The organism is Halobacillus sp. GSS1, assembly GCF_017307035.1.
GTDB classification, from domain to species: domain Bacteria; phylum Bacillota; class Bacilli; order Bacillales; family Halobacillaceae; genus Halobacillus; species Halobacillus litoralis.
The window spans coordinates 15,848-35,468 of the sequence record NZ_JAFLHE010000014.1; the positions used below are offsets into that span (position 1 = coordinate 15,848).

Consider the following 19,621-nt stretch of genomic DNA (forward strand, 5'->3'; position numbering starts at 1 on the left):
GCATGAACGTCTTAATTGTCGATGGATACAATATGATTGGCGCTTGGCCGGAATTAAAAAATCTAAAGGAAAAAGATCTCGGCCAGGCCCGGGATCTCCTTATAGAGATGATGGCGGAGTATCAATCCTACACCGGGGACCGGATCATGATCGTTTTTGATGCTTACCATGTCCGGGGAGTTGAAAAAAAACAAAAAAATTACAAAGTTGAAGTTATCTTTACAAAAGAAAACGAAACCGCTGATGAACGGATTGAAAAACTCGCTGGAGAGTTGAATGATGTTCGTACTCAAGTCTATGTCGCGACGTCAGACTATGCAGAACAACGAACCATTTTCGGGCAGGGAGCTTTCAGAAAATCAGCAAGAGAGCTGTATATCGAAGTGAAAAATATTGAAAACCAAATAGAGAAAGATGTCGAAAGCCAGAACCAGTACCCTTACCAATCTAAAATACCAATCAATAAAGAGGTAAGGGAACTTTTTGAGAAATGGCGCCGAGGAGATAAATAATTCTGACAACTTGTTGACGCTTTTCAGAATCGTACTGTATAATATTGCTATATTGAGGTAGCACGGTCGGAGGGATCCTGTGTGAGCATCTTACAAACGGAGAAAAGCACCAACGATTTGGATCTTAGCAAGCTTGATGACGAAGAAGTCGTTGAACGGATTAATCAAGGACAGGTCCAGGCGCTAGATTACTTGATTAATAAGTACAAGAATTTTGTGCGCGCGAAAGCTCGGACATACTTTCTTATTGGCGCAGACCGGGAGGATATCGTCCAGGAAGGGATGATCGGTCTTTACAAAGCCATCCGCGATTACAGAGAGGGCAAGCAGTCATCCTTCAAAGCCTTTGCAGAATTATGTGTCACCCGTCAAATTATCACCGCAATTAAAACCGCCACAAGACAGAAGCATATCCCATTGAATTCCTACGTTTCTTTGGACAAGCCTATTTATGATGAGGAATCAGACCGGACATTACTGGATGTCATCGCTGGTTCGAAGGCTATCGACCCACAAGAATTGATTGTTAATAAAGAGAAGTTTTCAGACATGGAAGAGAAAATGTCAGAGTTATTAAGTGATTTAGAGAAAAAAGTGCTGACCCTCTACTTGGATGGACGTTCCTACCAGGAGATTTCGGTTGAGCTTGATCGACACGTGAAATCTATTGATAACGCTTTACAGCGTGTGAAGAGAAAGCTTGAAAAATACTTGGAAGTCAATGAAATCACTCTATGAAAGCTGCATTGACAGTAATCGGTAAGAGTGCTACATTTAGTGAGTATGTGTAAACCTCTCTAGATTGAGGTGACGGATAATGAGAAAAAAAGTCATATTAGCTTGTACAGAATGTTTAAGTCGGAATTATAGTTCATATATAAATCGATCCAACCAATCCGAACGTCTTGAAGTCCGCAAGTTTTGTAAAAAGTGCGGAACGCATACTTTACACCGCGAGACGAAATAGAGAAGGAAGCCAGTTGGCGCAAGTTTGGGGGTATTACAGCATGTTTAAGTTCTTCAAGAATGTAGCACGAGAGATGAAGAAGGTTAGTTGGCCTAAAGGTCAGGAACTGTGGAAGTACACGGTTACGGTTATTTTGACTGTCACTTTCGTAGCTGTATTCTTCGCTATTGTAGATCTTGGGATTTCCCAGGTGATTGAACTCATCGCTCAAGAATAGTAGAGTGGTTTTTATGCTATAATAGGAGATAGACTTACAAAAAACCCGTCCCGCGGGTTTTTTCATGTTGGAGTAATATTCATCAACTCTAGTATAAGGGAGGGAAGGGCAAGCACTTGTCCTGCGAATATGGAAAAAAGATGGTATGTAGTCCACACCTATTCAGGTTATGAGAACAAGGTGAAAACAAACCTGGAAAAGCGTGTGGAATCAATGGGAATGGAAGACAAGATCTTCCGTGTTCTTGTTCCCGAGGACGAAGAAGCAGAAATTAAAAATGGCAAGAGGAAAGTGGCAAAGAAAAAAGTATTTCCTGGTTATGTTTTGGCTGAAATGGTCATGACAGACGACTCCTGGTACGTGGTACGTAATACGCCAGGTGTTACTGGTTTCGTAGGATCCACCGGTTCCGGTTCTAAGCCGATCCCTCTCCTGCCTGAAGAAGTAGAAACAGTTCTTAAGCGCATGGGCATGAACGAACAGCCAAAAGCGGAGGTTGACTTCGAGGTGAAGGAAAGTGTTAAAGTGACAGACGGACCTTTCGCAAACTTCACAGGATCCATTGAATATATTGATACGGACAAGCAGAAAGTGAAAGTCCACGTCAATATGTTCGGGCGTGAAACTCCGGTAGAGTTAGACTTTACCCAAATCGAAAAATTATAAAATTCAACTCTCCCCTTGCATATTGGAAATAAAGATGCTAGAATTTTTATGTTCTATATGCGCCCCAAAAGAGGGCGATTGCGTAGATATCGCAATGAGTGGGAGGGGTTGAACCCTATTACCACATCACGGACTTTAAGGAGGTGTGTCTCGTGGCTAAAAAAGTTATTAATGTTGTAAAGCTTCAGATTCCTGCAGGTAAAGCGAACCCAGCACCGCCAGTTGGACCAGCACTAGGTCAAGCAGGTATTAACATCATGGGATTCTGTAAGGAATTTAACGCTCGTACACAGGAACAAGCAGGTACGATCATTCCAGTAGAAATTACGGTTTATGAGGACCGTTCCTTTACATTCGTTACGAAAACTCCACCAGCTGCTGTTCTTCTTAAGAAAGCGGCAGGAGTTGAATCAGGTTCCGGTGAACCGAACCGTAACAAAGTAGCTTCTGTTAAACGCGACCAAGTACGCGAAATTGCAGAAACGAAAATGCCTGATTTGAACGCTGCTGACGTTGAAGCTGCAATGCGCATGGTTGAAGGTACAGCGCGCAGCATGGGAATCACGATCGAAGATTAATCCCACAGCGTTACATGGAGATAGGAAAAGGTTGCGGAAATGGAGCTTGTGACTCTTTCGCAACCTTTATTCGTGGGAGGAAAATCCGTTAAAACCACAACGAGGAGGAAATTAATAATGGCTAAGAAATCGAAAAAGCAACAAGAGCTAGCGAAGCTTGTTGACCGTACAAAAGCTTACGATGTGCAAGAAGCCATCAAGCTTGTAAAAGAAACTTCAAAAGCGAACTTTGACGAAACTGTCGAAGCGGCATTCCGTCTGGGTGTAGATCCTAAGAAAGCGGACCAACAGATCCGTGGCGCAATGGTGCTTCCACACGGTACAGGTAAATCTCAGCGTGTGCTTGTTTTCGCTAAAGGTGATAAAGCGAAAGAAGCAGAAGCAGCAGGTGCTGACTACGTAGGTGAACAAGACCTAATCAACAAGATCAACCAAGGTTGGTTCGAGTTTGATGTTGTAGTAGCAACTCCTGATATGATGGCTGAAGTTGGTAAACTAGGTCGAGTACTAGGACCAAAAGGTCTTATGCCAAACCCTAAAACAGGTACAGTGACATTCGAAGTAGAAAAAGCTGTTAACGAAATCAAAGCAGGTAAAGTAGAATACCGTGTTGATAAAGCAGCGAACATCCATGTTCCAATCGGTAAAGCATCTTTCGATGAGAACAAGCTGGCTGAAAACTTCGCAGCAATCACTGAAACACTTGTTAAAGCGAAGCCACAAGCATCTAAGGGAACTTATATGCGTAACGCTGCTGTTTCATCTACGATGGGACCTGGAATTAAAGTAGACGTTTCTGGTTACACGAAGTAATAAAAAAGTGTTGACTTTCCGTTATCTATGAGATATACTAGGTAGCGTTGTATAAATAAATACGTTATACCGTAGACAGCAGGTGTGGGTTTCCACTTAATGTCCTGCCGAGGTGTGTGATATAAATAGAGCAGCGCGATCTGCCCTGCTCTATGAAACACCTCCATGTCTATGTGGAGGTGTTTTTTATGAGTAAAACCTTCGAACGGTATGATGAAAAGTCAATAGGAGGTGGAACAATGAGCAGTGTTATCGAACAGAAGAAACAGATTGTATCTGACTTGGCTGACAAGTTCCGCAACAGTAAATCTGCAGTCGTTGTAGACTACCGCGGACTTGATGTAGCAGAAGTTACTGAACTTCGTACCCAGCTTCGTGAAGCAGGCGTAGATTTCAAAGTGTATAAAAACACAATGGTCCGTCGTGCTGCTGACGAAGTCGAACTATCTGAACTTAACGAAGTCCTTCAAGGACCGACAGCTGTCGCTTTCCATGAAGACGATGCTGTAGCTGCGGCTAAAGTATTGAACAACTTCGCTAAAGATCATGATAGCCTTGAGATCAAAGGTGGGGTAGTTGAAGGTCAAGTTGCAACTCTTGAGCAAATCAAAGAACTTGCAAACCTTCCAAACTACGAAGGTCTTGTATCTATGTTCCTAAGCGTACTACAAGCACCTATCCGCAACTTCGCTTACGCTACGCAAGCGATCGCGGATCAAAAAGAAGAAGAAAGCGCGTAAGTTAGCGTTCGTTTAAACTATAACAACAAAAACTAAGGAGGAAATTTCTCATGTCTAACGAACAAATTATCGAAGCGATTAAGGAAATGTCTGTTCTTGAGCTTAACGATCTAGTTAAAGCAATTGAAGAAGAATTTGGTGTATCTGCTGCAGCTCCAGTTGCTGCTGGCGCGCCTGCTGCAGGTGGCGAAGCTGCTGAAGAGCAAACTGAATTTGATGTAGTACTAGAATCTGCTGGATCTTCTAAGATCAAAGTAGTTAAAGCAGTACGTGAAATCACTGGTGCTGGTCTTAAAGACGCGAAAGAAATGGTTGATGGTGCTCCGGCAACAATCAAAGAAGCTGTTTCTAAAGAAGAAGCTGAAGAAATCAAGTCTAAGCTTGAAGAAGCAGGCGCTTCTGTCGAAGTTAAGTAAGAGAATGTTTAAAGTAAAGCTCGCTGATTTATCGGCGGGCTTTCTTTTTCTTAACAGGCATATTTAGCAAGAGTGCTCATGATTTGCTAGACTTGCTAGAATCAGGAATAAACCTTGCCATTTCAATAGATGAAAAAGAAGGTGTTCGGGTTATGTCGGAGCATTATTATTCAAAGAAAACAACGACGAGCAGTGAAGAAAAGACATGGAACTTTGAGTTGCTCGGTCATGTCTTCACATTCACGACGGATAATGCTGTCTTTTCCAAAAAAGAAGTGGATTTCGGATCGCGTTTTTTAATTGATACCTTCCAGGAACCAGGTGTTCAAGGTGACATTCTTGACCTTGGTTGTGGCTACGGCCCGATCGGTTTGTCCCTAGCTAAAGCTCACGAAGACCGTCATGTATTTATGGTCGATGTAAATGAGAGAGCGTTGGGGCTGGCCGAAAAAAATGCCGCAGATAATGAAGTAGTGAACATTACGATTCAAGAAAGTGACCGTTTACAAGGTATAGTAGATCAGAAGTTTGCCGCTATCCTTACAAACCCGCCCATCCGGGCCGGGAAACAAGTGGTCCACACAATGTTTGAAGAAGCGAAGGAAGCTCTACTTGATGAAGGAGAGCTGTGGGTCGTGATTCAAAAGAAACAAGGGGCGCCGTCTGCGAAGCAAAAACTTGAAGATTTGTTCGGAAATGCAGAAGTCGTGGATAAGCACAAAGGGTACTACATCCTTAGAGCTAAAAAGTTTGACTAGCCCTATTAGTTGTGCTAGTATTGAAAAATGCCAATATATCTGAACTCTGTCAAGTCTTTTTTTAGAAATGTGTATAAAAAGTTGATAGATGGTCAGAATGGTAAAATCGAACACTGAAAGTAAATGAGGTTTTTACGTATGAAAAGCCTTTTTCTTTTTTGTCTAACGTTAGAGAGAAATGAAGAATCACCATTCGTTGTGAAACGGATGTTTAAATAGTGCTTGTGGCAAGATCAACCGCAAGCCTGTTCGGCATGTCTTGCCGGACCCTTTTTTCGTTATTAAAATGCTTGATTTGAGGGGTGAATCAGTTGACAGGTCAACTAGTTCAGTATGGACGACACCGCCAGCGCAGAAGTTACGCACGCATCAGTGAGGTATTAGAATTGCCGAACTTGATTGAAATTCAAACCGCTTCTTACGATTGGTTCTTAGAAGAAGGTTTGAAGGAAATGTTCCAGGATATTTCCCCAATCGAAGATTTCACAGGTAATTTGTCATTGGAGTTTGTGGACTACAGTCTTGGCGAACCAAAGTATCCAGTCGATGAGTCAAAGGATCGCGATGTAACATATAACGCACCACTTCGTGTGAAAGTACGTCTCTTAAATAATGAGACGGGAGAAGTGAAAGAACAAGAAGTATTTATGGGTGACTTCCCACTTATGACAGACACAGGTACCTTTGTAATCAATGGTGCTGAGCGTGTTATCGTTTCTCAGCTTGTTCGTTCTCCTAGCGTGTACTTTAACAAGAAGATTGATAAGAATGGTAAGAGAGGTTACACAGCTACCGTCATCCCGAACCGCGGAGCGTGGCTTGAGTTCGAAACCGATGCTAAAGACGTCGTACACGTCCGTATCGACCGTACTCGTAAGTTACCGATCACCGTGCTTTTACGTGCTTTAGGATTCGGCACAGACCAGGAGATCATCGATCTTATTGGTGATAACGAATACTTGAAGAACACGTTGGAAAAAGACAATACGGAAAACACAGAGAAAGCATTGCTTGAAATCTACGAGCGTCTACGCCCTGGCGAGCCGCCGACAGTAGAAAATGCGAAAAGCTTACTTGTTTCCCGTTTCTTCGACCCGAAACGCTATGACCTAGCGCGTGTAGGTCGTTATAAAATGAATAAAAAACTTCACATCAAAGATCGCTTGTTCAACCAGACGCTGGCGGAAACGCTGGTAGATGAAGAAACGGGCGAAGTGATCGCTGAAAAAGGGGACAAGATCGATCGTCGTCTATTGAATAAGCTGATCCCTCACTTTGATGACGAAGAGGGCACATTGAGTGAAGAAACGTTGGACCCGGTAGACGGTGTCCTTGAAGATCCTATCCAGGTTCAGTCTGTCAAAATTGTTGACCCGACGGACCCAGAAGGTGAACGTTCCATCAATGTCATCGGTAATGCAAACATTGACCGTGACGTGAAGAACATTACCCCTGCGGATATCCTGTCTTCCATCAGCTATTTCTTCAACTTGTTGCACGATGTGGGTGGAACAGATGACATCGACCACCTTGGAAACCGCCGCCTGCGTTCTGTTGGTGAATTGCTGCAGAACCAATTCCGTATTGGTCTTTCCCGTATGGAGCGTGTGGTTCGTGAGCGTATGTCCATTCAGGATACGTCCTCCATCACACCACAACAATTGATTAACATTCGTCCTGTCATCGCTTCTATTAAAGAGTTCTTCGGAAGCTCGCAATTGTCTCAGTTCATGGACCAAACGAACCCGTTGGCAGAACTGACGCACAAGCGCCGTCTTTCAGCACTGGGACCTGGTGGTCTGACTCGTGAACGTGCAGGATTTGAAGTTCGTGACGTACACTACTCCCACTATGGTCGTATGTGTCCGATCGAAACGCCGGAAGGTCCGAACATCGGTTTGATCAACTCCCTTTCCTCTTATGCGAAAGTAAATGAGTTTGGTTTCATCGAAACACCATACCGCCGCGTTGATCCAGATACGAATAAAGTTACAGCGCAAATCGATTATCTGACAGCTGATGAGGAAGACAATTACGTTGTCGCTCAGGCGAACGCCAAGCTAGAAGATGATGGAGCCTTTACAGATGAAGAAGTAATCGCCCGTTTCCGTGGTGAGAACACCGTTGTCAGTCGTGACCGTATCGACTACATGGACGTATCACCGAAGCAGGTTGTATCTGCAGCGACCGCATGTATTCCTTTCCTTGAGAACGATGACTCCAACCGTTCCTTGATGGGTGCGAACATGCAGCGTCAAGCGGTGCCATTGCTTAAGCCTGATGCTCCGCTTGTGGGTACAGGTATGGAGTATGTGTCTGGTAAAGACTCTGGTGCTGCGGTTATCTGCCGACACGAAGGAATTGTAGAGCGCGTAGAAGCGAAAGAAGTTCGTGTCCGCCGTATTTCTGAAGTGGATGGCAAAGAGGTCGAAGGAGATCTTGACCGTTATCGTCTGCAGAAATTCATTCGATCCAACCAGGGAAGCTGTTACAACCAGCGCCCGATTGTTTCTAAAGGAGATCGCGTCAAACAGGGCGAAATCCTGGCTGACGGACCTTCCATGGACATGGGTGAACTGGCACTGGGTCAAAACCCGCTTGTTGCCTTCATGACATGGGACGGTTACAACTATGAGGATGCGATCATCATGAGTGAACGCCTTGTTAAAGATGATGTGTACACGTCCATTCACATTGAAGAATATGAGTCTGAAGCTCGTGATACGAAGCTTGGACCAGAAGAAATCACTCGTGACATCCCGAACGTTGGGGAAGATGCTCTTCGTGACTTGGACGACCGCGGAATTATCCGTGTCGGTGCTGAAGTAAGCGATGGCGATCTGCTTGTTGGTAAAGTTACTCCAAAAGGTGTGACAGAACTATCGGCAGAGGAGCGTCTTCTACATGCGATTTTCGGTGAAAAAGCTCGTGAAGTGCGTGACACTTCCCTGCGTGTGCCACACGGTGCAGGCGGAATTGTCCTTGATGTGAAGATCTTCAACCGCGAAGATGGTGACGAACTACCACCGGGTGTTAACCAGTTGATCCGTGTCTATATCGTTCAGAAGCGTAAGATTTCTGAAGGGGATAAAATGGCCGGTCGTCACGGAAACAAAGGTGTTATTTCTAAGATTCTTCCAGAAGAAGACATGCCTTTCCTTCCGGATGGTACACCGGTAGACATCATGTTGAACCCACTAGGTGTTCCGTCGCGTATGAACATCGGTCAGGTACTGGAGCTTCACATGGGTATGGCTGCTCGCTTAATGGGTGAGAGAATTGCCACCCCGGTATTTGACGGTGCGCGTGAGGAAGACGTTTGGGAGACACTGCAAGAAGCAGGTATGGCCCGTGATGCGAAAACAATTCTTTATGACGGACGTACAGGTGATCCATTTGATAACCGTGTATCCGTTGGTGTTATGTATATGATTAAACTTGCGCACATGGTTGACGATAAACTGCACGCCCGTTCAACTGGACCGTATTCATTGGTCACGCAACAACCGCTTGGTGGTAAAGCACAATTCGGTGGACAGCGTTTCGGTGAGATGGAGGTATGGGCACTTGAAGCATACGGTGCGGCTTATACTCTTCAAGAGATCTTGACTGTCAAATCAGATGATGTCGTCGGACGTGTGAAAACGTACGAGGCCATCGTTAAAGGTGATAACGTTCCTGAACCAGGGGTCCCTGAATCATTCAAGGTCCTAATTAAAGAACTTCAGAGTTTAGGTATGGATGTGAAGATCCTTTCTGGTGACGAACAAGAGATCGAAATGCGCGATATCGAAGAAGAGCAAACCAAAGAATCCGAGAATTTGAACTTAGACGATTAAGATAGAAACACTGCTGCTGCTCGTGTTCTAAGCTTAGGGTAAAACCCGGATACTGAAAGGGAGGTAGGCCCCTTGCTAGATGTAAATAACTTTGAGTATATGAAAATAGGCCTGGCTTCACCGGATAAGATTCGTTCTTGGTCCTACGGTGAGGTTAAGAAGCCAGAAACCATCAACTATCGTACGTTGAAACCAGAAAAAGACGGTCTTTTCTGCGAGCGAATCTTTGGCCCGCAGAAAGACTGGGAATGTCACTGTGGAAAATACAAGCGTGTCCGTTATAAGGGTGTCGTTTGTGACCGCTGTGGCGTTGAAGTAACCAAGGCGAAAGTTCGCCGTGAGCGTATGGGGCACCTAGAGCTAGCTGCCCCTGTCTCTCATATTTGGTACTTCAAAGGAATTCCGAGCCGTATGGGGCTTGTGTTGGATATGTCTCCGAGAGCTTTGGAGGAAGTCATCTATTTCGCAGCCTATATTGTAACGGATCCGGGTGAGACGGCTCTTGAAAGGAAGCAATTGCTTTCTGAAAAAGAGTACCGCTCTTACCGCGAGAAGTTCGGACAAGGATTCCAGGCAGCTATGGGCGCGGAAGCGATCCGTAAGCTTCTATATGATATCGACCTTGATGGTGAAGTAGAGACGTTGAAAGAAGAGCTGAAGACAGCTCAAGGACAACGCCGTACACGTGCAATCAAGCGTCTTGAAGTATTAGAATCCTTCCGTAACTCAGGAAACGATCCATCATGGATGATTCTTGACGTTCTTCCGGTCATTCCACCGGAACTTCGTCCAATGGTCCAGCTTGATGGTGGGCGTTTTGCAACTTCTGATTTGAACGACTTGTATCGTCGTGTGATCAACCGTAACAACCGCCTGAAGCGTTTGTTGGATCTTGGTGCACCGACCATCATCGTTCAAAACGAAAAGCGTATGCTGCAGGAAGCTGTTGATGCTTTGATCGACAATGGTCGTCGCGGCCGTCCTGTAACAGGACCAGGAAACCGACCACTTAAATCCCTTTCTCATATGTTGAAAGGTAAGCAAGGACGTTTCCGTCAGAACTTGCTAGGTAAGCGTGTCGACTATTCCGGTCGTTCTGTTATCGTCGTAGGACCGTCCTTGAAGATGTACCAGTGTGGTCTTCCTAAAGAAATGGCCCTTGAATTGTTCAAACCATTCGTTATGAAAGAACTCGTATCCCGAGGTCTTGCTCATAACATCAAATCAGCGAAGCGTAAGATCGAACGCGTGCACCACGAAGTATGGGATGTCCTTGAAGATGTCATCAAAGAACACCCGGTTCTACTCAACCGTGCACCAACATTGCACCGTTTGGGTATCCAGGCCTTTGAACCGACACTTGTCGAAGGTCGTGCCATTCGTCTGCACCCGCTTGTATGTACTGCATACAACGCCGACTTCGACGGAGACCAAATGGCCGTACACGTGCCACTATCTTCAGAAGCTCAGGCAGAGGCGCGCATCTTGATGCTAGCTGCTCAAAACATCCTTAACCCTAAGGATGGTAAGCCGGTCGTTACACCTTCCCAGGACATGGTACTAGGTAACTACTACCTGACCCTTGAAAGAAAAGGTGCCATCGGAGAAGGCATGTTCTTCAAAGACTTGAACGAAGCTCTAATGGCTTACCAAAATGGCTATGCCCACCTGCACACGCGTGTAGCAGTTCAGGCTAGCTCTTTGAATAACGAAACATTTACTGAGAAACAGAATCAGCAGCTTCTACTGACTTCAGTAGGAAAGTTGATCTTCAACGAAATGCTGCCGAATTCATTCCCATATATCAATGAACCGACGAAAGAGAACTTGGAAATCAAGACTCCTGATCATTACTTCATTGAAAAAGGTACAGATATCCGTGAAGAGATTTCGAAGCGTGAAGAAGTATCTCCATTCAAGAAAGGTATCCTTGGTGATATCATCGCTGAAGTGTTTAAGCGTTTCTCTATCAGTGAAACGTCTAAGATGCTTGACCGTATGAAGGACCTTGGTTTTGCTTACTCCACTAAGGCCGGTATCACTGTCGGTGTATCCGACGTTGTCGTACTTCCAGAGAAGCAGGAAATCCTTGATGAAGGACAGGAGAAAGTAGATAAGGTCATGAAGCAGTTCCGTCGTGGTCTAATCACTGAAGAAGAACGTTACGATCGCGTCATCGAAATTTGGTCTGCGGCCAAGGATGATATTCAGAACCGTCTGATGAAGTCCTTGAACCCGCGCAACCCAATCTTCATGATGAGTGATTCCGGAGCCCGTGGTAACGCCTCTAACTTTACGCAGCTTGCTGGTATGCGTGGTCTGATGGCCAACCCGGCTGGACGAATCATCGAACTTCCGATCAAGTCTAGTTTCCGTGAAGGTCTGACGGTACTCGAGTACTTCATCTCTACACACGGTGCCCGTAAAGGACTTGCCGATACGGCCCTTAAGACAGCTGACTCTGGTTACTTGACTCGTCGTCTTGTAGACGTAGCGCAGGATGTTATTGTTCGTGAGGATGACTGTGGAACGGACCGAGGTCTCCCGGTAGCTGCATTGACAGAGGGTAGCGAAGTGGTCGAACCATTGATCGATCGTCTAATTGGACGTACAGCATTCCAGACAGTGAAACATCCTGAAACTGACGCTGTTATGGTTGAAAGAAATGAAGTGATTTCTGAAGATGTCGCACGTCAAATCGTCGATGCCGGCATTGAAGAGATCGTAATCCGTACGGCATTCACTTGTAATACAAAACATGGGGTTTGTAAGAAGTGTTACGGTCGTAACCTTGCAACAGGTGATGAAGTTGAAGTCGGTGAAGCAGTCGGAATCATCGCTGCACAATCCATCGGTGAGCCGGGTACACAGCTTACAATGCGTACCTTCCACACAGGTGGTGTAGCCGGAGACGATATCACGCAGGGTCTTCCACGTATCCAGGAGATCGTGGAAGCACGTAATCCGAAAGGTCAAGCCGTTATCACAGAAATTGATGGTACGGTACACGAAATCAATGAAGTCAAAGAGAAGCAGGAAATTGTCGTTCAAGGTGCTGTAGAATCACGTTCATACACGGCTCCATACGGTGCACGTATGAAAGTGTCGGTTGGAGATGAGGTCAAAGCAGGTGAACCTCTGACTGAAGGTTCCATTGATCCTAAAGAATTGCTGACCGTACAGGGACTTGACGGCGTTCAAGAATACCTTCTCAAAGAAGTGCAGAAAGTTTACCGAATGCAGGGGGTTGAAATCTCCGATAAGCACGTCGAAGTCATGGTACGCCAGATGCTTCGTAAAGTACGTGTCCTTGATTCTGGTGACACCGATGTACTTCCAGGTTCTCTACTTGAAATTCACCAATTCAAAGAAGCGAACCAAAAAGCGCTTATGGAAGGTGGCCAGCCGGCTGTCGGCCGTCCAGTCATCCTTGGTATTACCAAAGCGTCTCTTGAAACAGACAGCTTCCTATCCGCTGCATCCTTCCAGGAGACAACACGTGTCCTTACAGACGCAGCCATTAAAGGTAAGCGCGATGAGTTGCTAGGATTGAAAGAGAATGTTATTATCGGTAAGCTTGTTCCTGCAGGTACGGGTATGACTCGTTACCGCAAGATTAAAGCGCAATCCGAGCAACAACGACAAGAGGTTCCAGAAGTGACCGAAGAAGTCACACATTCTTAAAATAAAGAAGTAGATGTTAACAAGGTGTAAAATTAAAGGAAGCACTAAAAAAACTCACCCAGATGCAGTTGACATGCATTTGGGTGAGTGATAATATAATCAAGGTGCTTCCATTTATCCTTGTTACTTTGGAGGATATGAAGATGTCTTATGAAAAAGTAGCACAGGCTAAATCCGATATAATTATTGGAACCAAACAAACACTGAAAGCCATGAAAAATGGCGAAGTGGTTGAAGTCATAACGGCTGACGATGCTGATCAGTCGATGACACTTAAAGTAGCTAAATTAGCCCAACAACTGAACATTCCTCACACACGGGTCCCTTCGATGGAGGAACTCGGGAATGCATGTGGTATTGATGTTGGTGCGGCTACAGTGGCGATAAAGCAATAAAGTTTTGGCGTATGACGCGAAAGCTTTGTTTTTTGCCTTTATATGAACCACCTGGATGTGTGGTATTAAAAAAGTACGAAGGGAGGATACAAACATGCCAACAATTAACCAATTGGTACGCAAAGGACGCGTAAGCAAAACGAAGCAGTCAAACTCTCCAGCTTTGAACAAAGGTTACAACAGCTATAAAAAGCGTATGACTGATCTTTCTTCTCCACAAAAGCGCGGGGTTTGCACACGTGTTGGAACAATGACACCTAAGAAACCGAACTCTGCCCTACGTAAGTATGCACGTGTTCGTCTAACTAACCAGCTTGAGGTTAACGCTTATATCCCTGGTGAAGGCCACAACCTTCAAGAACACAGTGTTGTTCTTATCCGTGGCGGTAAAGTTAAAGACTTGCCAGGTGTACGTTACACCGTTGTACGTGGTGCTCTTGACACAGCAAGTGTTGATGGCCGTATGCAAGGTCGTTCCAAATACGGTACGAAAAAGCCAAAAGCTAAAAAATAATCGATATGCAAATATCGCTTAAATAAAAACATCGAAGAAGGGAGGGGAACATATGCCACGTAAAGGTCCAGTAGCTAAACGTGATGTGTTACCAGATCCAATGTATAACTCTAAGCTTGTTACTCGCTTGATCAACCAAATCATGGTTAACGGTCAGCGCGGTAAAGCACAGAAAATCCTTTATAAAGCATTTGAACTTGTTCAAGAACGTAGCGGCAATGACGCTATGGAAGCATTTGATCAAGCAATGAAGAACGTAATGCCTGTATTGGAGGTACGCGCTCGTCGTGTAGGTGGTTCCAACTACCAGGTACCTGTTGAGGTTCGTCCAGAACGTCGCCAGGCACTAGGCTTGCGTTTCATCGTAAACTATGCGCGTCTTCGCGGAGAGAAAACGATGGAAGAGCGCCTAGCTAACGAAATTCTAGATGCTGCTAACAACACAGGTGCATCTGTGAAGCGTCGCGAAGAAATGCACAAGATGGCGGAAGCGAACAAAGCATTCGCTCACTATCGCTGGTAATCACCAAAAAATAAAGGTTCAAACAGGAAGGAGAAAGATGCATGGCTAGAGAGTTCTCCTTGGAAAAGACTCGGAATATCGGGGTAATGGCTCACATCGACGCTGGTAAAACAACGGCGACAGAGCGTATTCTTTTCTACACAGGACGTATCCACAAGATTGGTGAAACTCACGAAGGAGCTTCCCAAATGGACTGGATGGAGCAGGAACAAGAGCGCGGAATTACAATTACATCCGCCGCTACGACTGCTCAGTGGAAAGGTCACCGTATCAACATCATCGATACTCCAGGACACGTAGACTTCACTGTTGAAGTTGAACGTTCCCTACGTGTACTTGATGGTTCCGTAGCTGTCCTTGACGCACAATCTGGTGTTGAGCCTCAAACAGAAACTGTTTGGCGCCAAGCTACGACATACGGTGTTCCACGTATTGTCTTCATTAACAAAATGGACAAAATCGGAGCTGACTTCATCTACTCCCTAGGTACGTTGCAAGACCGCCTAGGAGCAAATGCAGCAGCTGTTCAACTTCCTGTCGGTGCGGAAGATGAGTTCGAAGGAATCATCGACCTAGTAACGATGGAAGCATACTACTACATGGACGACTTGGGAACACGTGCTGAAGCACGCCCGATTCCTGACGACTACAAAGATCAAGCTGAAGAGTACCGTGGCAAGCTAGTAGAAGCTGTTGCAGAACTCGATGAAGACTTGATGATGCAGTATCTAGAGGGAGAAGAAATCACAAACGACCAGCTTAAGGACGCCATCCGTAAAGCAACTCTAAGTGTTGAATTCTACCCAGTATTCTGTGGTTCTGCCTTCAAGAACAAAGGAGTTCAACTTCTAATTGATGGTGTTATCGATTATCTACCATCTCCACTAGATGTACCTCCAATTGAAGGTCACGTACCACAAACAGAAGAAGAAGTTGTACGTAAGCCTGACGACAACGAGCCATTCTCTGCATTGGCATTTAAAGTCGCTACAGACCCTTATGTAGGTAAATTGACTTTCTTCCGCGTTTACTCCGGTACATTGAATGCTGGATCATACGTGAAAAACTCCACGAAAGACAAGCGTGAACGTGTAGGTCGTATCCTACAGATGCACGCAAACTCTCGTGAAGAGATCTCCACTGTGTATGCAGGGGATATCGCAGGTGCGGTAGGCCTTAAAGATACAGGTACGGGTGATACACTATGTGACGAAAAGAGTCTTGTTATTCTTGAGTCCATGGAATTCCCTGATCCGGTAATCTCTGTTGCTATCGAGCCTAAATCTAAAGCTGACCAAGATAAGATGTCCATCGCTCTTGGTAAACTAGCTGAAGAGGATCCAACGTTCCAAACGGAAACAAACGTTGAAACGGGTCAAACGATCATCGCAGGTATGGGTGAACTTCACCTGGACATCATCGTTGACCGTCTGAAGCGTGAGTTCAAAGTTGAAGCGAACATTGGTGCTCCACAAGTTGCTTACCGTGAAACATTCCGCGGTAGTGCACAAGTGGAAGGTAAGTTCGTACGTCAATCCGGTGGTCGTGGACAATTCGGTCACGTATGGGTTGAGTTCGAGCCTAACGAAGAAGGCGCTGGTTTCGAATTCGTTAACAAGATCGTCGGTGGTGTTGTACCACGTGAATACATTCCATCTGTAGAACAAGGTATTAAAGAGTCTATGGAAAACGGTGTATTGGCTGGCTACCCTATGGTAGACATCAAAGCGACTCTTTATGACGGTTCTTACCACGATGTCGACTCCAACGAAATGGCCTTTAAAGTTGCCGCTTCCATGGCACTTAAAGAGGCGAAAAACAAGTGTAAGCCTGTTCTACTTGAACCGATGATGAAAGTAGAAGTTGTTATTCCTGAGGAATACATGGGCGACATCATGGGTGACGTAACTTCCCGTCGTGGACGTGTAGAAGGTATGGAAACTCGTGGTAATGCACAAGTGGTTAAAGCATTCGTTCCACTATCTGAGATGTTCGGTTATGCAACAGCGTTGCGTTCCAACACTCAAGGCCGTGGTACGTACACAATGCACTTCGACCACTATGAAGAAGTTCCGAAGAGCATCTCTGAGGAAATCATCAAGAAAAATGCTGGTGAATAATTGATTTTTTAGACGAGTTAAAGTATAACTTGTAGTGTAAGCTTAGGAGTGACTCTTGCTTACTCCTAAGCTGCATCATAAATCTTGAAAACCAAAATTGTTACTTATCTAAAGGAGGAAATATACAATGGGTAAAGAAAAATTTGACCGGTCCAAGTCCCACGTTAACATTGGTACAATTGGACACGTTGACCACGGTAAAACAACTCTAACTGCAGCGATTACGACTGTACTTCACAAGCGTTCTGGTTCTGGTGAAGCAATGGCATATGACATGATCGACGGTGCTCCTGAAGAGCGTGAGCGTGGAATCACAATCTCCACTGCACACGTTGAGTACGAAACTGAAACTCGTCACTATGCACACGTTGACTGCCCAGGTCACGCTGACTACGTTAAGAACATGATCACTGGTGCTGCTCAAATGGACGGCGCGATCCTAGTTGTATCTGCAGCTGACGGTCCAATGCCGCAAACTCGTGAGCACATCCTACTTTCTAAAAACGTAGGTGTACCAGCTATCGTTGTATTCTTGAACAAAGTTGACATGGTAGACGACGAAGAGCTTCTTGAACTAGTAGAAATGGAAGTTCGCGATCTACTTTCTGAGTACGACTTCGATGGTGATGACGTACCAGTAATCAGCGGTTCTGCTCTTAAAGCTCTTGAAGGTGAAGAGAAGTATGAGCAAGCAATCTACGATCTTATGGACGCAGTTGACGAGTATGTTCCAACTCCAGACCGTGACACTGACAAGCCATTCATGATGCCAGTTGAGGACGTATTCTCTATCACTGGTCGTGGTACAGTTGCAACTGGTCGTGTTGAGCGTGGAACGGTTAAAGTCGGTGACGAAGTTGAAATCATCGGTATGGCTGAAGAGTCCAGCAAAACTGCTGTAACTGGTGTTGAAATGTTCCGTAAGCTTCTAGATTACGCTGAAGCTGGAGACAACATCGGTGCACTTCTTCGTGGTGTTAAGCGTGAAGACATCAACCGTGGTCAAGTACTAGCTAAGCCTGGTTCTATCACTCCACACACAAACTTCAAAGCTGAAGTTTATGTACTAGCTAAAGACGAAGGTGGACGTCACACTCCATTCTTCTCTAACTACCGCCCACAGTTCTACTTCCGTACTACGGACGTAACTGGTGTTATTCAACTTCCTGAAGGCGTAGAAATGGTTATGCCTGGGGACAACGTTGAAATGACTGTAGAACTTATCTCCCCAATCGCGATCGAGGACGGAACTCGTTTCTCTATCCGTGAAGGTGGACGTACAGTAGGTTCTGGCGTAGTTTCTGAAATCACTAAGTAATTTCAGTTCTATCCTATATAGAGAGCAACAGCTTCTGGCTGTTGCTCTTTTTTAATGAAGAAATACAACCATGCTATTGAATTCCTTCCAAAGAATATAGTCTTTGCTATAACATACCGGCCGAATGAAATGGGAAGGTTATCCGTCTTGCCGTTAATCGGCTTTTATATTTCCATCACTGACAACCTTATAAGGAACTAATTTTATATGAATGTTCAGAAAATTATTCTTTACACAGAGATGGTTGATATCCTCATTCATATTTGTTTAAATGGACAATGGATTTCAAAGAGGTAGTCGGAAACATTTGGCGGGAAGCCTATGAATACTAGCTATCCCCTTGAAAAAAGTGGTGAACGCTAGTATAATATTTTAAGTGTCCGTGATGAAAAAAATTATGGATTTATCCTTGCATTGACTGCATTTCTTCTATATAATGAATAATGTTGGTCATAAAAGGCGATGAAGCGAAAGGTTGTTGACACACCCGGCCCCTTTGCCATGGCTGGTGGTCAAGTTTTTTTCGCGGAGAATGTCTATTTCAAAAATGGGCGAAGAAGGAGGGAAAATAATGGCAAAAGAGAAAATTCGTATTCGTTTAAAGGCGTATGATCACAGAGTACTTGATCAGTCCGCAGAGAAGATCGTAGACACTGCGAAGCGTTCCGGAGCTAATGTATCTGGTCCGATCCCGCTTCCAACAGAGCGTTCTGTATATACTGTACTTCGTGCGACTCACAAGTATAAAGACTCTCGTGAGCAGTTCGAAATGCGCACACACAAACGTCTAATCGACATTGTTAATCCAACACCACAGACTGTTGATTCACTTATGCGTTTGGATCTACCATCTGGTGTGGATATCGAAATTAAACTATAAATAAATCGTAAAGATAATAGGAGGTGTAACGGATGACGAAAGGAATCTTAGGACGAAAAGTCGGCATGACTCAAATTTTCTCTGAAAATGGCGAGTTGATCCCAGTAACAGTTGTTCAGGCTGAGCCAAACGTTGTTCTTCAAAAGAAAACAACAGAAAATGACGGTTATGAAGCGATCCAACTTGGTTTTGCTGATGAAAAGTCAAACCGCTTGAAGAAAGCTGCTCAAGGGCACGCTGATAAAGCAAGCACAACACCTAAGCGCTACGTTCGTGAATTCCGTAATACAAACCTTGATGACTTTGAATTAGGTCAAGAGGTTAAAGTTGATATTTTCGAAGCTGGTGACGCAATTGACGTTACAGGAACTTCTAAGGGTAAAGGATTCCAGGGTGCAATCAAGCGCCACAACCAATCTACTGGACCTAAAACTCACGGTTCCCGTTTCCACCGTCGTTCCGGTTCTATGGGGCAAGGTGCTGACCCGTCCAAAGTCTTCAAAGGCAAAGGTCTTGCAGGACAAATGGGTGGCGAAACAGTAACTCTACAAAACCTTGAAGTAGTAAAAGTGGACGCTGAGCGTAATCTACTACTTATCAAAGGTAATGTGCCAGGCGCGAAAAAATCTTACGTTAAGATCACAAGTGCAATTAAGGCTAGCAAATAATAAACGAAGGGAG

At 44.9% G+C, this 19,621-nt stretch carries 19 protein-coding genes and 1 other annotated feature; all 19 genes read left to right on the plus strand.

From position 1 onward, the window contains the following. The first annotated feature begins 2 nt into the window (after positions 1-2). The 19 genes from J0K78_RS17265 (at position 3) to rplC (ending at position 19,608) form a co-directional block, all read left to right on the plus strand. Entirely contained in the window at positions 3-512 is a 510-nt protein-coding gene (locus J0K78_RS17265; protein WP_115824702.1) for an NYN domain-containing protein, read from the plus strand. Between the two features lie 81 nt (positions 513-593). Further along, positions 594-1,250: an RNA polymerase sporulation sigma factor SigH gene (gene sigH, locus J0K78_RS17270; protein ID WP_206948241.1), complete on the plus strand. Its 657-nt coding sequence runs from the start codon at positions 594-596 to the stop codon at positions 1,248-1,250. Between the two features lie 79 nt (positions 1,251-1,329). Beyond that, positions 1,330-1,479, plus strand: coding sequence for a 50S ribosomal protein L33 (gene rpmG, locus J0K78_RS17275; protein WP_074736204.1), 150 nt, complete (start codon positions 1,330-1,332; stop codon positions 1,477-1,479). A gap of 40 nt (positions 1,480-1,519) precedes the next feature. Further along, positions 1,520-1,696 carry a preprotein translocase subunit SecE gene (gene secE / locus J0K78_RS17280; protein WP_160916728.1) on the plus strand — a complete coding sequence of 59 codons (177 nt, stop codon included), beginning with the start codon at positions 1,520-1,522 and terminating at the stop codon, positions 1,694-1,696. A 129-nt stretch (positions 1,697-1,825) separates the two neighbouring features. Beyond that, on the plus strand, positions 1,826-2,362 hold the full coding sequence (nusG, locus tag J0K78_RS17285; RefSeq protein WP_146818487.1) for a transcription termination/antitermination protein NusG: 537 nt from the start codon (positions 1,826-1,828) through the stop codon (positions 2,360-2,362). A 152-nt stretch (positions 2,363-2,514) separates the two neighbouring features. Beyond that, positions 2,515-2,940, plus strand: a complete 426-nt coding sequence (rplK, locus tag J0K78_RS17290; RefSeq protein ID WP_035511717.1) for a 50S ribosomal protein L11 — start codon at positions 2,515-2,517, stop codon at positions 2,938-2,940. A gap of 117 nt (positions 2,941-3,057) precedes the next feature. Beyond that, positions 3,058-3,753 carry a 50S ribosomal protein L1 gene (gene rplA, locus J0K78_RS17295; protein WP_206948242.1) on the plus strand — a complete coding sequence of 232 codons (696 nt, stop codon included), beginning with the start codon at positions 3,058-3,060 and terminating at the stop codon, positions 3,751-3,753. A gap of 51 nt (positions 3,754-3,804) precedes the next feature. Further along, positions 3,805-3,951: a sequence feature (ribosomal protein L10 leader region), on the plus strand. A gap of 41 nt (positions 3,952-3,992) precedes the next feature. Beyond that, the gene (gene rplJ, locus J0K78_RS17300) at positions 3,993-4,493 is read left to right on the plus strand and encodes a 50S ribosomal protein L10 (protein WP_160916763.1); all 501 of its coding nucleotides are present in this window, start codon (positions 3,993-3,995) and stop codon (positions 4,491-4,493) included. A 50-nt stretch (positions 4,494-4,543) separates the two neighbouring features. Then, on the plus strand, positions 4,544-4,909 hold the full coding sequence (gene rplL / locus J0K78_RS17305; protein WP_160917558.1) for a 50S ribosomal protein L7/L12: 366 nt from the start codon (positions 4,544-4,546) through the stop codon (positions 4,907-4,909). 83 nt (positions 4,910-4,992) lie between these two features. Beyond that, complete coding sequence (locus J0K78_RS17310; RefSeq protein ID WP_370551173.1) at positions 4,993-5,667, plus strand: class I SAM-dependent methyltransferase; 675 nt, start codon at positions 4,993-4,995, stop codon at positions 5,665-5,667. Between the two features lie 311 nt (positions 5,668-5,978). After that, entirely contained in the window at positions 5,979-9,506 is a 3,528-nt protein-coding gene (rpoB, locus tag J0K78_RS17315) for a DNA-directed RNA polymerase subunit beta (RefSeq protein WP_206948243.1), read from the plus strand. Between the two features lie 72 nt (positions 9,507-9,578). Continuing rightward, the gene (gene rpoC / locus J0K78_RS17320) at positions 9,579-13,190 is read left to right on the plus strand and encodes a DNA-directed RNA polymerase subunit beta' (RefSeq protein ID WP_206948244.1); all 3,612 of its coding nucleotides are present in this window, start codon (positions 9,579-9,581) and stop codon (positions 13,188-13,190) included. 143 nt (positions 13,191-13,333) lie between these two features. Next, complete coding sequence (locus J0K78_RS17325) at positions 13,334-13,585, plus strand: 50S ribosomal protein L7ae-like protein (RefSeq protein ID WP_089654440.1); 252 nt, start codon at positions 13,334-13,336, stop codon at positions 13,583-13,585. Positions 13,586-13,679: 94 nt separating this feature from the next. After that, complete coding sequence (gene rpsL / locus J0K78_RS17330) at positions 13,680-14,099, plus strand: 30S ribosomal protein S12 (RefSeq protein WP_089654439.1); 420 nt, start codon at positions 13,680-13,682, stop codon at positions 14,097-14,099. A 52-nt stretch (positions 14,100-14,151) separates the two neighbouring features. Next, the gene (gene rpsG / locus J0K78_RS17335) at positions 14,152-14,622 is read left to right on the plus strand and encodes a 30S ribosomal protein S7 (RefSeq protein WP_160916734.1); all 471 of its coding nucleotides are present in this window, start codon (positions 14,152-14,154) and stop codon (positions 14,620-14,622) included. A 41-nt stretch (positions 14,623-14,663) separates the two neighbouring features. Continuing rightward, a complete protein-coding gene (fusA, locus tag J0K78_RS17340) occupies positions 14,664-16,742 on the plus strand; it encodes an elongation factor G (RefSeq protein ID WP_115824706.1) in 2,079 nt (692 codons plus the stop codon). Between the two features lie 127 nt (positions 16,743-16,869). After that, positions 16,870-18,060, plus strand: coding sequence for an elongation factor Tu (tuf, locus tag J0K78_RS17345; protein ID WP_089654436.1), 1,191 nt, complete (start codon positions 16,870-16,872; stop codon positions 18,058-18,060). Positions 18,061-18,631: 571 nt separating this feature from the next. Next, on the plus strand, positions 18,632-18,940 hold the full coding sequence (rpsJ, locus tag J0K78_RS17350; RefSeq protein WP_089654435.1) for a 30S ribosomal protein S10: 309 nt from the start codon (positions 18,632-18,634) through the stop codon (positions 18,938-18,940). A gap of 32 nt (positions 18,941-18,972) precedes the next feature. Then, positions 18,973-19,608 (plus strand): 50S ribosomal protein L3, encoded by a 636-nt coding sequence (gene rplC, locus J0K78_RS17355; protein ID WP_089654434.1) that lies wholly within the window; start codon positions 18,973-18,975, stop codon positions 19,606-19,608. Positions 19,609-19,621 lie beyond the last annotated feature (13 nt).